The sequence below is a fragment of the Enterobacter cloacae complex sp. S3 genome (assembly GCF_014930495.1).
Classification (GTDB): Bacteria; Pseudomonadota; Gammaproteobacteria; order Enterobacterales; family Enterobacteriaceae; genus Enterobacter; species Enterobacter asburiae_B.
Genome location: NZ_JADBRD010000052.1, coordinates 1 through 14,247, shown reverse-complemented (window position 1 = coordinate 14,247; position 14,247 = coordinate 1). Strand labels below are relative to the sequence as shown.

Here is a 14,247-nt window from a genome sequence, read left to right as displayed (position 1 = left end):
ATCCAGGGGTTCTCGGTGTACTTCGCGAAAATTACGCTTCGATAGCGGCGCGAAGTTTTTTCATGGCGTTCTTTTCAAGCTGACGGACACGTTCCGCAGAAACGCCGTAGCGGTCGGCCAGCTCCTGCAGCGTGGACTTGTTGTCTTCGTCCAGCCAGCGGGCGCGGATAATATCCTGGCTACGCTCGTCGAGGCCTTCCATCGCATGGGTCAGCTTGTTCGCGGCCTGATCTTCCCAGTTATCCTCTTCGATGCCATCAGCAAAGTTAGAGGTTTTATCCTGCAGATACAGAACCGGCGCCATCGGCTGGCTGTCAGATGCGTCGTCGTCGGAGGACATATCAAAGGTCATGTCCTGCGCGGCCATACGGGATTCCATCTCACGCACGTCTTTGCTGGATACGCCCAGCTCGCGCGCCACCATTTCCACTTCATCCTGGTTGAACCAGCCCAGACGCTGCTTGGCTTTACGCAGGTTGAAGAACAGTTTGCGTTGCGCTTTTGTCGTGGCGACTTTCACGATACGCCAGTTGCGCAGCACGTATTCATGAATTTCTGCTTTGATCCAGTGCACAGCGAAGGAGACGAGTCGCACACCCACTTCCGGGTTAAAGCGACGCACAGCCTTCATCAGGCCGATGTTGCCTTCCTGAATCAAGTCCGCCTGCGGCAGGCCATAGCCCGCATAGTTACGAGCAATGTGAACAACAAAGCGCAGGTGAGACAGGATCAGCTTTTTCGCTGCTTCCAGATCGCCCTGGTAATGCAGCTTTTCAGCAAGCTCCTTTTCTTCCTCGGCCGTTAACATCGGCCAGGTGTTCGCAGCCCGGATATAAGATTCCAGGTTACCAACAGGGGCTAAAGCTAAAGTTTGCATTTCTTTGGTCATTCATTCCTCTCAATGTTTCTTCTGGTCCTGGTCGTCCCCGTCAGGCAACAACCATGCCAAAGCGTTTGAGCAACGAGATTAGCATTCACTCTTTTATCAGACAGTGATTTTATCCACAAGTTCCAGGTGCAACGGTGAATAAATTACGCACAAATTGTGACATGAAGATGATAACAGGGGAAGCGACAACAGGGACGCTTTCCCTGCAGAGCGAGCATCTCGGTGCAGGGAAAGATTATATCACGCTTTTATTAGTCGGGAGTAAAGTGACGTAAATGTTGAACGGTTGCCAGCCAGGCTGCCACCCACCCAATCATCGAACAAACCAGCAGCAGCAACAGGCACTCATCGAAGCCTAACCCGCTGATATCAAACTTGGTTCCGAAAACCTGCGCCACTTCAGTCACGGCAGAAGAGAGCCGCATCACCAAAATTTCTGACAATATCAGTGAAAGAAATGCACCGGAAAAACCGAGCAATGCGCCACCGTAAAGGAACGGTCGGAGGATGAAACCATCCGTCGCACCAATCAGTTTCTGCACGTTAATGGTATCGCGACGGGCAAAGATGCTCAGGCGCACGCTGTTACCGATGACGAGGAAGACCGCCGCCACCATCAGCACGCCAATCATCGCCGCGACGCGTCCTACCAGCCCGGTCAGGGCAGCAAGGCGCGCAAACCAGCTGTCGTCCATGCGTACTTCATCAATGCCCTTAATGCGCGTGATGCGATCGCGCAGGGTGTTAAGCGAATCGGTCCCCTGGAAATCCAGCTTCGGGATCACCACCGCAACGGCGGGCAGCGGGTTCTCTTCGAGCATATCCAGCGCGCCGCCAAAGCCAGACCAGTTACGGAACTCGCCCAGCGCGTCTTCACGGGAGAGATAGTTGACCTTCTCCACGCCCTGCTCGGCCTGGATTTGCCCAACCACCTGTGCCGCGGCGTTATCGTCGAGCGCTTTATCCATATAGACCGTGATCTGCGGGGACGGATAATACTGTGAGGCCGCCTGGTTGACGTTTTTATAGACCATATAGCAGACGCTTGGCAGCGTCAGGGAGATGGCGATCACCATCACCGTCAGGAACGTCGCCAGCGGTTTGCTTTTCAGGTCCTGCAGCGCGCCGTGGAAGGCGTAGCGCACCTGCTCGTTAAACACGTTGGTTTTACGGGAGGCCGGTTTTGGCGCGGCCTTCTGGCGCTTCGGCGCATTACGATTGCCGTCACCACCGCCCTGCGGCTTACGGAAACGGTCAAACCGGTTTCCGAACTGCCGAATCTGGTTTATTGCATCACGCTTATTCACCGTGGCCTCCGTGCAAATGCCCGTCGCTCAGGGTCAGCATGCGGTACGAACGACGGGAAATGAGCCCGATGTCGTGCGTGGCCATCAATACGGTGACTCCTACGCGGTTGAATTCCTCAAACAGACGCAAAATCCCTTCGGACAGGGCATCGTCCAGGTTACCGGTTGGTTCATCCGCCAGCAGTACGGCAGGCTTGTTCACCACCGCGCGGGCGATGCCCACGCGCTGCTGTTCACCGCCGGAGAGCTGGATCGGGAAGTTCTTCGCTTTGTCCAGCAGCCCGACCTTATCCAGCGCCGCAGAGACGCGGCGGCGGATATCGTCATAGCTGGCGCCGGCAATAATCAGCGGGATGGCCACGTTATCGAAAACGGTGCGATCCATCAGCAGGTGGTGATCCTGGAAAATCATGCCGATCTGACGACGCAGGAACGGCACTTCGCGGTTTTTCAGGCGGCTGATCTCATGGCCGCCGAAAAAGATTTTCCCGGCGCTTGGCCGCTCGATCCCACAGATAAGCTTGAGCAGGGTACTTTTCCCCGCGCCGGAATGGCCGGTCAGGAATGCCATCTCGCCCGGCTGCAGGTGGAATGTTACCCCCTGCAGCGCTTGTCTCCCACCGAGATAGGCCTTGCTGACGTGTTCAAAGCGAATCATTGTTAGTCCTCTCGGGCAAATAATGCCTCAATAAAGTCGTCCGCTTTAAACGGACGCAAATCCTCAATACGCTCGCCCACACCGATGTAACGGATAGGAATACCGAACTGGTCGGCCACGGAGAAGATCACCCCGCCTTTCGCGGTGCCGTCCAGCTTGGTCAGCGCGATCCCCGTCAGTCCTACCGCTTCATTGAACAGCTTCGCCTGGCTGATGGCGTTCTGTCCGGTGCTGGCATCAATGGTCAGCATAATTTCATGCGGCGCGTCTTCGTCCAGCTTCTTCATGACGCGAACGATTTTCTTCAACTCTTCCATCAGGTGCGATTTGTTCTGCAAACGCCCTGCGGTATCGGCAATCAGCACGTCCACGTTGCGCGCCTTCGCCGCCTGGATGGCATCGAAGATCACGGACGCGGAATCCGCGCCGGTATGCTGGGCAATCACCGGAATGTTGTTGCGCTGGCCCCAAACCTGCAGCTGCTCAACCGCTGCCGCGCGGAAGGTATCGCCCGCCGCCAGCATAACCGATTTGCCCTGCTGTTCGAACTGACGCGCCAGCTTGCCGATGGTGGTAGTTTTACCCACGCCGTTCACGCCAACCATCAGAATAACAAATGGCGTTTTGCCTTCAATATTAAGCGGTTCGTCAACTTTTGCGAGAATTTCACCCATCTCGTCTTTCAGCAGGCCGTACAGCGCTTCGGCGTCGCGCAGCTGTTTGCGGCTCGCCCCTTCGGTCAGATTGGCGATGATCTTACGGGTGGTTTCCACGCCGACGTCCGCAATCAGCAGCTGTTCTTCCAGCTCTTCAAAGAGATCGTCGTCGATCTTCTTGCCGCGGAACAGACTGATAAATCCGGAACCTAAGTTTTCTTTGGTTTTGAGCAGGCTGCGCTTCAGGCGCGCGAAGAAACCTTCTTTGGTCGGTTTTTCCTGCTCCTGTACGCTCTCTTCTTCCGGCTGTTCTTCCACCGGCACGACGATGACCGCCTCTTCCGCGGCTTCTGCCGCCAGCGCCTGGGCTTCCAGCTCTTCGTCGGTCAGCTCTGGCTCGAGTGCCGCTTCTTCTTCCACCGCCTCAACAATTTCAACGGTTTCCGCTTCCGCCAGCCACTCTTCGGCAGAAACCTCTTCGGCTTTCACCTCTTCCGGCAGCGGCAGCTCTTCGTGCTCGATAACGGCCTGTGGCGTTTCGGTAATATCCTCAACGATAACCGGTTCTGGCTTCTCGCTCTCCTGAACCTGTTCCGTGACCTCAACCACCTCTTGTGCAAAGGTTTCAATCTCTTCTTTGCTGTGCGCCGTTTCTTCCGCTTCGACAACCGCGGCGGTTTCTACAGGCGTTTCAGGCTGTGACTGCTCTTCAACGGCTTGTTGCTCTTCGGTTTTCTGTTCTGTTTCTTGCTCTTTTTCACCGAAGCCCAGCCAGGAAAAGAAGCCACGTTTTTTTTGTTTTGCCATCTGCGACTACACTCCTCGCGGCGCTATATACATGGAAGCTAAAAAAATGATGAAATAGTCTAACACTTTACTTAATTGACATCACCGCCCGCAATCGCAGGCCAATTGTTAACAGAGCTTTCCTGAGATGAAGAAACCCAACCGCGCCCCGGCCGGTCAAATTCGTATTATCGGCGGTCAGTGGCGAGGCCGGAAATTACCGGTGCCGGACAGCCCCGGTTTACGTCCTACTACCGACCGCGTGCGCGAGACGCTGTTTAACTGGCTGGCCCCGTCAATGGTAGACGCCCACTGCCTGGACTGCTTCGCCGGAAGCGGCGCGCTCGGCCTGGAAGCGCTGTCGCGCTATGCCGCCAGCGCCACGCTGCTGGAGATGGAGCGCGGCGTTGCGCAGACGCTGCAGCAAAATCTGGCGACGCTGAAAGCGAGCAACGCTAAAGTCGTGAACACCAACACGCTGAGTTTTCTTGCGCAGAAAGGCACGCCGCATAACGTGGTGTTTGTCGATCCGCCGTTCCGCAAGGGGCTGCTGGAAGAGACGTTATCCCTGCTTGAGCAAAACGGCTGGCTGGCGGATGACGCGCTAATTTACGTTGAAAGCGAAGTGGAAAACGGTCTGCCGCCGGTTCCCACTCACTGGGATCTGCACCGCGAAAAGGTCGCAGGCCAGGTCGCTTACCGTCTTTATCACCGTCAGGCACAAGGAGGATCCGATGCCGGTACTGATTAACCTGGGACGTTTGCTGATGCTGGGCGTCTGGGCGTTTTTAATTCTCAACCTGGTACACCCCTTCCCGCGCCCGATGAATATTTTCGTTAACGTCGCGCTGATTTTCACGTCGTTTATGCACGCCCTGCAGATGGTGATGCTGAAAAACGGCCTGCCGAAAGACGGCCCGCAGATGACGGGCTGGCAGCAGCTGCGCGTGTTTATTTTCGGCGTGTTTGAACTGCTGGTGTGGATGAAGAAGTTTAAGGCGCAGGTGAAGAAGTAAGGCGCGGCCTGATGCCCTCACCCTAACCCTCTCCCACGGGGAGAGGGGACCGTTCGTGCATTATTCCGTCCTGAATCCTTCAAACCGCGTCCCTTTGTAGCTCAACGTCCCTTTCTCCCCCACCGTCAGCTGATGGTACTGCTGCGCCTCCAGGCGGAAGGTTATCTCCAGGCCGCCTGCTTCCGGCCTAAAGCTCGCTTCATAGCGCATTGCTGTGCCCGCAGGCGTCACCTGCTGCTGGCGCGAGCGGCGGTCGTTGAGGGGCTTCTCACGCTTGTTCGTCACCACCACGCGCTTTTGCATCAGCGGTGCGGCATCGTTATCCGCCTTCTCGCGGCGCTGCTGCACGAAACGGAACGAGGCGGCAATGACGATAATCGCCACCACGATAATGAAAAAAAGCGGCATCTTGCTCATTCGACAATCCCATCAGATTTTGCGGAATTCAGGATACCTTGCCTCCCCCGCCATTGCCAAACGCCCGCCCGCGTCACTACACTGGATCAGAAACTGATTATTCAGACTTAACAGATACAGGGAGTTAATATGCTTTGGTCATTTATCGCTGTCTGTTTTTCCGCATGGCTTTATGTCGATGCATCGTACCGCGGTCCCACCTGGCAGCGCTGGTTGTTTAAACCGGTCACGCTGTTGCTCCTGCTGCTGCTGGCCTGGCAAGCGCCGATGTTTAACGCCGTCAGCTATCTGGTGCTCGCCGGGCTGTGTGCATCCCTGATTGGCGATGCCTTAACCCTGCTGCCGCGCCAGCGCCTGCTGTACGCCGTTGGGGCGTTCTTCCTCTCCCATCTGCTGTATACCATCTACTTTGCCAGCCAGATGACGCTCTCCTTCTTCTGGCCGCTGCCGCTGGTGCTGCTGGTGATTGGCGCCCTGCTGATTGCGGTGATCTGGTCGCGTCTGGAAGAGATGCGTTTGCCGGTCTGTACGTTTATCGCCATGACGCTGGTGATGGTGTGGCTGGCGGGCGAACTGTGGTTCTTCCGTCCGACCGCTCCGGCGATGTCCGCGTTCTTCGGCGCCGCGCTGCTGCTGATCGGGAATGTCGTCTGGCTGGGCAGCCACTATCGCCGCCGCTTCCGGGCGGATAACGCGATAGCCTCCGCGTGTTACTTTGCCGGGCATTTCCTGATTGTGCGTTCGCTGTATATCTAAATAGCGCTTGACTCTGGAGTCGACTCCAGAGTGTATGCTGCGGTTAATGAGAAAATTATCATTGCCGGAGACTGCCATGTCGACTCCAGAAATACCTAAAAAAGTTCCTCAATTCTCGGCACTTAAGCTCAGCCCGGCTCCGTCGAAAGACGACTGCTGCTGCGAAGGCGCGTGCAAAACGCAAGCTCAACCCCTTCCTGAAAGCGGCAACCGCTACAGCTGGGTCGTCAACGGCATGGACTGCGCGGCCTGCGCCCGCAAGGTGGAAAACGCCGTCAAGCAGGTGCCGGGCGTGAGTCACGTTCAGGTGCTGTTCGCCACCGAAAAGCTGCTGGTCAGCGCCGATAGCGACGTCAGCAAACAGGTTGAAGCCGCCGTCAGCAAGGCGGGCTATACCCTGCGTAGCGAAACGGCGCCCGTTGAAAAAGCCTCCTCCCTGAAAGAAAACCTGCCGCTCATTACCCTCATCATCATGATGGCCCTGAGCTGGGGTCTGGAGCAGATTAACCATCCGTTCGGCAATCTGGCGTTTATCGCCACCACGCTGGTCGGGCTGTTCCCGATTGCCCGTCAGGCGCTTCGCCTGATGAAAAGCGGCAGCTGGTTTGCAATCGAAACGCTGATGAGCGTGGCGGCGATCGGCGCGCTGTTCATTGGCGCGACGGCAGAAGCGGCGATGGTGCTGCTGCTGTTCTTAATCGGCGAACGCCTTGAGGGCTGGGCGGCGAGCCGCGCGCGTAAAGGGGTCAGCGCGCTGATGGCGCTGAAGCCGGAAACCGCCACTCGCGTGATAAACGGCACGCGTGAAACGGTCGCCATCAATACGCTGCGCCCGGGCGACGTGATTGAGGTGGCCGCAGGGGGGCGTCTGCCCGCAGACGGCGCGCTGCTTACCGCCACCGCGAGCTTTGATGAAAGCGCCCTGACCGGGGAATCCATTCCGGTAGAGCGCGCCGCGGGTGAAAAAGTGCCTGCTGGCGCCACCAGCGTCGACCGTCTGGTGCAGCTCACCGTGCTTTCCGAGCCGGGCGACAGCGCCATCGACCGTATCCTGAAGCTGATTGAAGAGGCCGAAGAGCGCCGCGCGCCGGTCGAACGCTTTATCGATCGCTTCAGTCGGATTTATACCCCTGCCATCATGCTGGTTGCCCTGCTGGTCACCGTCGTCCCGCCGCTGTTCTTTGGCGCCCCGTGGGAGGGCTGGATTTATAAAGGGCTGACGCTGCTGCTGATTGGCTGCCCGTGCGCGCTGGTGATTTCCACCCCGGCGGCGATTACCTCAGGTCTGGCGGCGGCGGCGCGGCGCGGCGCGCTGATTAAGGGCGGCGCGGCGCTGGAGCAGCTGAGCCAGGTTCAGCATATCGCCTTCGATAAAACCGGTACGCTGACCGTGGGCAAGCCGCAGGTGACCGGCGTGTATCCTCAGGAAACCAGTGAAGATGAGCTGCTTACACTGGCCGCCGCCGTTGAACAGGGGTCCACTCACCCGCTGGCGCAGGCGATTGTGCGAGAAGCGCAGTCGCGCGGGCTGAACATCCCTCCGGCAACCGCCCAGCGGGCGCTGGTCGGGTCAGGGATTGAGGCCACCGTTGACGGTAAAAATGTGCTGATTGTCGCGGCAGGCAAGTCTTCCAGTCCAGAGGTTGAGGCGTTAGAACAGACCGGACAAACCGTCGTGACCGTCCTGCAGGACGGTGTCGCGAAGGGAATGCTGGCGCTGCGCGATACCCTGCGCGATGACGCCAAAGAAGCCGTAGCGGCGCTGCACAAGCTGGGCGTGCAGGGCATTATACTCACCGGTGATAACCCTCGCGCGGCGGCAGCGATTGCCGGTGAGCTGGGGCTGGAGTTTAAAGCCGGATTGTTGCCTGCGGATAAGGTCAGCGCCGTGACGGAACTGAACGCTCGCGGGCCGCTGGCAATGGTCGGTGACGGGATTAACGACGCCCCGGCGATGAAAGCGTCCACCATTGGTATTGCGATGGGCAGCGGGACCGACGTGGCACTGGAAACGGCCGACGCGGCATTGACGCACAACCGCCTGACCGGGCTGGCGCAGATGATTAGCCTGGCGCGGGCGACGCGGGCCAACATCCGTCAGAACATCGGCATTGCGCTCGGTCTGAAAGGGATTTTCCTCGTGACGACCCTGCTCGGCATGACCGGACTGTGGCTGGCGGTGCTGGCGGATACCGGGGCAACGGTGCTGGTGACGGCGAACGCGCTCCGGCTGCTGCGTCGGCGATAAAAAAAGCCCGGTGGCGCTAACGCTTACCGGGCCTAGATGTCCTGCTAACTCGTAGGTCGGGTAAGGCGAAGCCGCCACCCGACTTTTTTATAAGACATAGCTCATCGCCAGGCCTAAAAACAGCACCAGACCGACGTAGTTGTTGTTCATAAACGCTTTAAAACAGGCGTCACGTTCACGCTTCGCAATCAGCTTTTGCTGGTACGCAAACAGCAGTCCCGCCACCAGCACGGACCAGTAAAACTCCCAGTTCAGCCCGTTCAGGCGGCCGATCGCAACCATCAGCGCCAGTACCGCGACCTGCAGGATGCCGATAATCAGCTTGTCCTGACGACCAAAGAGGATGGCGGTGGATTTGATGCCAATTTTCAGGTCATCGTCGCGGTCTACCATCGCGTATTGCGTGTCATACGCCACGGCCCAGAGAATATTCGCCAGGAACATCAGCCAGCAGCTGAGCGGTAAGGACTCACTAACCGCCGCAAACGCCATCGGAATCGACCAGCCAAACGCCGCGCCCAGCACCACCTGAGGCAGGTGGGTATAGCGCTTCATAAACGGATACACCCAGGCCAACGCCAGCGCCGCAACGGAAAGCAGAATGGTCATGGTGTTGAGGGTCAGCACCAGCATGAAAGAGAGCAGCACCAGCACAATGAACAGCACGCGGGCTTCTTTCCCGGTGACCTGCCCGCTGGGTAACGGACGACCGGCAGTACGCTTAACATGACCGTCGAATTTACGATCGGCATAGTCATTCACCACGCAGCCAGCCGCACGCATCAGCCAGACGCCGGCAACGAACACAGCCAGGATCCACAGCGGCGGCACGCCCGGCGTGGCGAGCCACAGCGCCCACAGGGTCGGCCACAGCAGCAGTAACGCGCCAATGGGTTTATCGGTACGCATTAAGCGGTGATACGCCAACAGCTTATTCTGCGTCAGGCTCCACTCCATTTTTTCTTCCTCTTAGTACAACGGTGATGCCGGTAAAAAAAGCTCCGTCAGAATTAACGGTTTACCGCTCAGGCGAAGGCGGGAACGACGCCCCCAGAGTTCGGCATCACGACCAATCTCAATAAAATCCCGGGTAAGCTCAGACGAGGTAAAAAGGTAACGCCCCAGAGGCGTTTTCCCCAGACGTTGCAGCGCCAGCTCTGGCCCGGAAAGGGTGGACTCGGGCACCACCGTCCGCCCGGCAAGCCACGGCTCACCATCAGCGCAGAGTAAAATTTCGCGCAGCCAGTAGCGTGGCTCTTGCGGCAGCAGCGGCAGCTCGCTGGCGATCTCATCGCCAGAGACAAACCCTTCCTGAATCAGGGTCACCGTGACCGTTTTACCCTGTTGCTCAAAACGTTTCGTCATGGAATCTTCCAGCAACAACCAGTCCAGTTGCTGCGGATCAAGCGCAGGTATTTGGTCGAAATAGCGCAGCGCACGCAGTTGCGTTAGCGCAGGGTGTGACATGCCAGACTCTCCGATACATAACGTAATGGCATTGTATCGCAGAAACACGGATTGAGGGGGGCCAAACGTTATTTAACGATCACGATCGCAACATGGGCGCAACAGCCTGGCGGCTACGAAAAAAAGTGCGCCCACTCAGGCGCACCAAACTACTAACAAATCAGCACTGTGGGGAAACGGTTACCCCTTGCCTTTTACACTGCTGATAAAGGTGGAACGGGCAGTGGTTGAACCTAAACGTTCGGCTTCATCAAGCAGTTTCAGCGCTTTATCGACATCGCCGCGCTTCACCGCCTGCTTAATGGCGTTGTTGAAGTACTCTTCGGTGTCGTTCAGTACCGGCTCGGCTTTCTTCACCGGGGCAGGCGCTGCGGTCGCTACCGGTGCGGCTGCCGTGGCAGCTGGCGCGGTATAGGCAGGAGCAGCTGTGTTACCTACAGTGACAGGGCCGGAACCGGAAGAGCCAAACAGCGGGCCGACCAGCACGCTTGAACCGCTGTTCGTTTTCACCTTCAGCTTTAACGTTCCGTCGGTGACGTGACGAGCAATCGGGTCTGGAATATCAGGAATCGCGTTACCGGTACCTTTTGCGTAGGCTTTAGCCGGATCGAGCAACGTGGTGGTCTTCTGAAGATCTTGCTCAGTGGTAAAGACCAGGACGTAGAGTTTTTGCTGGCCCAGCGCTGGCGTAAGGCGCATGACGCCTTCCAGACGGTCGGCGCTCATCACGCCGGGCTCCTGATACGTAAAGTATTCACTTGGGAAAAAGGCAGATGGCGTCATGTTCTGATCGAGAATTAACACGTTTGGTGCAAATACACTCGTCTGCTTATTAACTTCACTGGTCAAGGTAATGGCCAGTTCACCAATATTGGCGGGTACGCTATACGCAGCGACAGGGCCGGTAATACCCGGAACATTAAGTGACTGACCAGCCGTTGAGAGCTGGGTGGTCTGGGTTTTAGACTGATCGACAGGGGTCCAGACAAGCTGTTGCAATGCCGCTGTCGGAATGGCTGGCGCGGATGTTGTGTTTTGCGGAACGAAATTGACGTTAGCGAGCGTTACAGCAGGCGCGCTTGCCAGCAGCCCTGCGGTTAAACAAAGGGCAAGGAGAGTTTTGTTCATTTTCATTGTTATCACCTCAAAATGCACAGGTTCAGCGGTAGCCAGGCAATAGCGCGCCGTCCCAAGGATTGAGGGGCTTGCGCCCCTCAGTTTGGTCATTACGTCAGGTTAAGACGGGATTACCACCAGATTTCCATCTGGGCGCCGAAGGACCACTCGTCGTTGTCGCCACGACCGAAGGAACCACCGTTAAAGCCATCTTTGACTGCTTTACCAAAGTTCGCGTTGTTGGAAGGGTTACCGGTGTAGTCGTAGCCCCATTTTTCATCCCACTTGGCATAGGTTGCGAAGACGCGAATTGCTGGACGTGACCAGATGCTGTCACCTGCCTGCCACTGTTGCGCCAGGGTGATTTTGTACTGGTTGTTGGTTTCGCCAGTTTCCTGTGATTTGACGTTGTCGTAGCCAACTTCCAGCAAGGTGCTCATGATTGGCGTCCATTTGAACATTGGACGAACGCCCACGGTCCACCACTTGGTGCCGTTGTTATTATCCCAGTCGATATCCTGATACATACCAACGTACATCAGGTCCCAACGATCGCCCAAAGAGATTGCACCATGATCCAGGATACGCAGCAGGCTACCGTTATTGTTGATGTCATAGGCAAAATGTGAGTTAGGATCGATACCTACACCAGAACCTTGAGACAGGCCTTTACCCTGAGCAGTCATTGAATCGGTGGCATACTGAACCACAAATTTGTTATAGCCCTTCAGCATGCTCTGGGTATGTTCGGCAGTGAACATCCAACCATCTTTAGACGCGCCGTCAACCAAACGATAATCATCACGTGGGTTAGCACGACCGTAGTCAACGCCCAGTTCCAGTGTACCCCCTGGGTTGATTTCCATCTGAGCTAAACGAACATCGAAAACATCGTTCGCCGTTTTTTGGTTGTAATCATAAATGCTATCGCTACCAAAGGTAGCAGAGCCGCCTGTTTCAGTGGAGCGTGTCGCGGCTAAAGACAGTTTACCGAAACCTAGATCGATGTTTTCAAGACCAGCACCAGGCCCTGAAATATCCCAGTAGTAGAAGTCGATCATGTGGACGTCATGACGCTGATAGAAGCGCTTACCGGCCCAAATAGTAGAACCTGGCAACCATTCAATCAGGTTTTTACCCTGCACGTTTGCTTCACGGAACGCCGGGCTGGTGGCTTCCCAGTCGTTTTCCTGGTTAACTGAATAAGCTACGTTGGTGTCAAAATAGAAGCTTTTATCGCCCTCTTTCCACACTTCCTGGCCCAGTTTCAGTTCAGCGTAGGTTTCACATTCGTTACCGAGACGGTATTTACTTTGAGCACCGGTTGCCTGGAAGCATTGTTGTTGACCACCACTACCCGTCCAGCCGATACCGGAACGAGCATAACCATGGAAATCCACGGCCATTGCCTGAGCAGACATTACGCCCGCTGCGACGGCAACTGCCAGAGGAAGTTTGCGCAGAGTAATCATCATTCTATCTCCTGAGATCATTGCTTTTCTTTGAACACTTCACCTGTCGGTTTCGTGTCTTCTTTTGGGATTGCTTAAACGCCTGGCTCTTTGTGCAACCGACGACATGCAGTGCCATCCTCACGGAACAGATGGCAACGCTCTGGCGGCAAGCCGATAGCGAATGTGGCACCCTCTTCTACCAACACCACGTCGTTCTGGCGGTAGACCAGGTTCTGACGGATGGCGGGGATCTGGATATGAATCTGTGTTTCGTGACCAAGCTGTTCGACGACCTGAACGTCACCTTCCAGGGTCACATCAGCGATGTGGCTCGGCAGCAGGTGCTCAGGACGAATACCGAGGGACATGTTTGCCCCGACCTGTACGTTGGCGCTGTCGACCGGCAGCCAGACCTGCTGGCGGTTTGGCAGCTCCACCTGTACCTGTTCAATGGCTGTCGCGGTCACTTTGACGGGCAGGAAGTTCATCTTTGGCGAGCCAATAAAGCCCGCAACAAAGCGGTCTGCCGGGTAGTGATACAGCTCCAGCGGTTTACCCACCTGCGCCACGCGGCCGGCATCCAGCACCACGATTTTGTCGGCGAGGGTCATCGCTTCCACCTGATCGTGGGTGACGTAAATCATCGTGCGGCCAAGACGCTTGTGCAGACGGGAGATTTCAATACGCATCTGGACGCGCAGGGCGGCATCCAGGTTAGAAAGAGGTTCATCGAGCAGGAACACGCGCGGTTCGGCCACCAGCGTACGGCCAATCGCCACACGCTGACGCTGACCACCGGAAAGCGCTTTTGGTTTACGCTCCAGCAGGTGGGCCAGCTGTAACACTTCCGCCACCTGCGTCACGCGCTGGTTAATGACCTCTTTCTTCGCGCCGGCCAGCTTCAGGCCGAAGGACATATTTTCGGCAACGGAAAGGTGTGGATAGAGTGCATAAGACTGGAACACCATACCGACGCCACGTTCGGCAGGCGGGATGTCGTTCATTCGGGTATCACCAATCAGCAGGTCGCCGCTGGTAATCGTTTCAAGACCGGCAATCATACGCAGCAGAGTAGATTTACCACAGCCTGATGGGCCAACAAACACCACGAATTCGCCTTCGTTGATGTCCAGATTGATGTCTTTCGACACCACAACGTCACCCCAGGCTTTCGTTACATTACGCAGCTGTACGCTCGCCATGCCCTTCTCCCTTCGTTACAACCTGTCACCGACAGAAACATTCAAGATAAGTTCACTATGGGGTATCCATTACTTTCCCGAATCCTCCACCCCCCGCCTTTTTTATGGGGGAGGAGGCGGGAGGATGAGGGAGCAGGCTCTGCGACCGCCGTGGGCGGGCTGAGGCAAAATTCGTGAAGCCGCCTGCAAAATTCGGTGGGTTTTTATGTGCGCCAGCACTCATAACTTAAATTTATGCAACGGAGATCACACAAACGGGGGGTGGGGCGTAGGGG

14 protein-coding genes are annotated in these 14,247 nt (G+C 56.6%); 4 read left to right on the top strand and 10 right to left on the bottom strand.

Annotation, left to right across the window (positions count from 1 at the left end; translation table 11 throughout):
* Nucleotides 1–31: 31 nt before the first annotated feature.
* The 4 genes from rpoH to ftsY form a co-directional block, all read right to left on the bottom strand.
* A complete protein-coding gene (gene rpoH, locus IM317_RS21795) occupies nt 32–889 on the bottom strand; it encodes an RNA polymerase sigma factor RpoH (protein ID WP_033144392.1) in 858 nt (285 codons plus the stop codon).
* A gap of 251 nt (nt 890–1,140) precedes the next feature.
* A complete protein-coding gene (gene ftsX / locus IM317_RS21790) occupies nt 1,141–2,196 on the bottom strand; it encodes a permease-like cell division protein FtsX (RefSeq protein ID WP_032662628.1) in 1,056 nt (351 codons plus the stop codon).
* Nucleotides 2,189–2,854: a cell division ATP-binding protein FtsE gene (ftsE, locus tag IM317_RS21785; protein WP_025758973.1), complete on the bottom strand. Its 666-nt coding sequence runs from the start codon at nt 2,852–2,854 to the stop codon at nt 2,189–2,191. Before ftsE ends, ftsX begins: the two co-directional genes overlap by 8 nt.
* A 2-nt stretch (nt 2,855–2,856) precedes the next feature.
* Nucleotides 2,857–4,317 carry a signal recognition particle-docking protein FtsY gene (gene ftsY / locus IM317_RS21780; RefSeq protein WP_033144390.1) on the bottom strand — a complete coding sequence of 487 codons (1,461 nt, stop codon included), beginning with the start codon at nt 4,315–4,317 and terminating at the stop codon, nt 2,857–2,859.
* Between the two features lie 127 nt (nt 4,318–4,444).
* Between ftsY and rsmD the strand changes: the two genes are divergently transcribed.
* Nucleotides 4,445–5,047 (top strand): 16S rRNA (guanine(966)-N(2))-methyltransferase, encoded by a 603-nt coding sequence (gene rsmD / locus IM317_RS21775; protein ID WP_023334140.1) that lies wholly within the window; start codon nt 4,445–4,447, stop codon nt 5,045–5,047.
* Nucleotides 5,031–5,312: a DUF1145 family protein gene (locus tag IM317_RS21770; protein WP_010436509.1), complete on the top strand. Its 282-nt coding sequence runs from the start codon at nt 5,031–5,033 to the stop codon at nt 5,310–5,312. The genes rsmD and IM317_RS21770 overlap by 17 nt, the downstream gene beginning before the upstream one ends.
* Nucleotides 5,313–5,372: 60 nt before the next feature.
* On the opposite strand, the gene IM317_RS21765 is transcribed toward IM317_RS21770, so the two are convergent.
* On the bottom strand, nt 5,373–5,729 hold the full coding sequence (locus tag IM317_RS21765) for a DUF2500 domain-containing protein (RefSeq protein ID WP_033144389.1): 357 nt from the start codon (nt 5,727–5,729) through the stop codon (nt 5,373–5,375).
* A gap of 129 nt (nt 5,730–5,858) precedes the next feature.
* Between IM317_RS21765 and IM317_RS21760 the strand changes: the two genes are divergently transcribed.
* Together IM317_RS21760 and zntA are read left to right on the top strand one after the other, a co-directional pair.
* Entirely contained in the window at nt 5,859–6,485 is a 627-nt protein-coding gene (locus tag IM317_RS21760; protein ID WP_029741976.1) for a lysoplasmalogenase, read from the top strand.
* 76 nt (nt 6,486–6,561) lie between these two features.
* Entirely contained in the window at nt 6,562–8,733 is a 2,172-nt protein-coding gene (gene zntA / locus IM317_RS21755; protein ID WP_033144388.1) for a Zn(II)/Cd(II)/Pb(II) translocating P-type ATPase ZntA, read from the top strand.
* A gap of 87 nt (nt 8,734–8,820) precedes the next feature.
* Here the strand turns inward: zntA and ubiA are convergent, their stop codons facing one another.
* The 5 genes from ubiA to malK all read right to left on the bottom strand — a co-directional run bounded on the left by ubiA (nt 8,821) and on the right by malK (nt 13,972).
* Nucleotides 8,821–9,690 (bottom strand): 4-hydroxybenzoate octaprenyltransferase, encoded by an 870-nt coding sequence (gene ubiA, locus IM317_RS21750; RefSeq protein ID WP_033144387.1) that lies wholly within the window; start codon nt 9,688–9,690, stop codon nt 8,821–8,823.
* 12 nt (nt 9,691–9,702) lie between these two features.
* Nucleotides 9,703–10,200 (bottom strand): chorismate lyase, encoded by a 498-nt coding sequence (ubiC, locus tag IM317_RS21745; protein WP_023334136.1) that lies wholly within the window; start codon nt 10,198–10,200, stop codon nt 9,703–9,705.
* A 180-nt stretch (nt 10,201–10,380) separates the two neighbouring features.
* Nucleotides 10,381–11,334, bottom strand: a complete 954-nt coding sequence (gene malM, locus IM317_RS21740) for a maltose operon protein MalM (protein ID WP_033144386.1) — start codon at nt 11,332–11,334, stop codon at nt 10,381–10,383.
* 113 nt (nt 11,335–11,447) lie between these two features.
* A complete protein-coding gene (locus tag IM317_RS21735) occupies nt 11,448–12,791 on the bottom strand; it encodes a maltoporin (RefSeq protein WP_033144385.1) in 1,344 nt (447 codons plus the stop codon).
* 71 nt (nt 12,792–12,862) lie between these two features.
* Nucleotides 12,863–13,972 carry a maltose/maltodextrin ABC transporter ATP-binding protein MalK gene (malK, locus tag IM317_RS21730; protein ID WP_023310005.1) on the bottom strand — a complete coding sequence of 370 codons (1,110 nt, stop codon included), beginning with the start codon at nt 13,970–13,972 and terminating at the stop codon, nt 12,863–12,865.
* Nucleotides 13,973–14,247: the final 275 nt, after the last annotated feature.

Bases quoted from the DNA above. Each gene is read 5' to 3' on its own strand.
- malM (WP_033144386.1), bottom strand. From the start codon at position 11,334: ATGAAAATGAACAAAACTCTCCTTGCCCTTTGTTTAACCGCAGGGCTG.
- ftsY (WP_033144390.1), bottom strand. From the start codon at position 4,317: ATGGCAAAACAAAAAAAACGTGGCTTCTTTTCCTGGCTGGGCTTCGGT.
- IM317_RS21765 (WP_033144389.1), bottom strand. From the start codon at position 5,729: ATGAGCAAGATGCCGCTTTTTTTCATTATCGTGGTGGCGATTATCGTC.
- zntA (WP_033144388.1), top strand. From the start codon at position 6,562: ATGTCGACTCCAGAAATACCTAAAAAAGTTCCTCAATTCTCGGCACTT.
- malK (WP_023310005.1), bottom strand. From the start codon at position 13,972: ATGGCGAGCGTACAGCTGCGTAATGTAACGAAAGCCTGGGGTGACGTT.
- ubiA (WP_033144387.1), bottom strand. From the start codon at position 9,690: ATGGAGTGGAGCCTGACGCAGAATAAGCTGTTGGCGTATCACCGCTTA.
- ftsE (WP_025758973.1), bottom strand. From the start codon at position 2,854: ATGATTCGCTTTGAACACGTCAGCAAGGCCTATCTCGGTGGGAGACAA.
- IM317_RS21770 (WP_010436509.1), top strand. From the start codon at position 5,031: ATGCCGGTACTGATTAACCTGGGACGTTTGCTGATGCTGGGCGTCTGG.
- rsmD (WP_023334140.1), top strand. From the start codon at position 4,445: ATGAAGAAACCCAACCGCGCCCCGGCCGGTCAAATTCGTATTATCGGC.
- ubiC (WP_023334136.1), bottom strand. From the start codon at position 10,200: ATGTCACACCCTGCGCTAACGCAACTGCGTGCGCTGCGCTATTTCGAC.
- IM317_RS21760 (WP_029741976.1), top strand. From the start codon at position 5,859: ATGCTTTGGTCATTTATCGCTGTCTGTTTTTCCGCATGGCTTTATGTC.
- rpoH (WP_033144392.1), bottom strand. From the start codon at position 889: ATGACCAAAGAAATGCAAACTTTAGCTTTAGCCCCTGTTGGTAACCTG.
- IM317_RS21735 (WP_033144385.1), bottom strand. From the start codon at position 12,791: ATGATGATTACTCTGCGCAAACTTCCTCTGGCAGTTGCCGTCGCAGCG.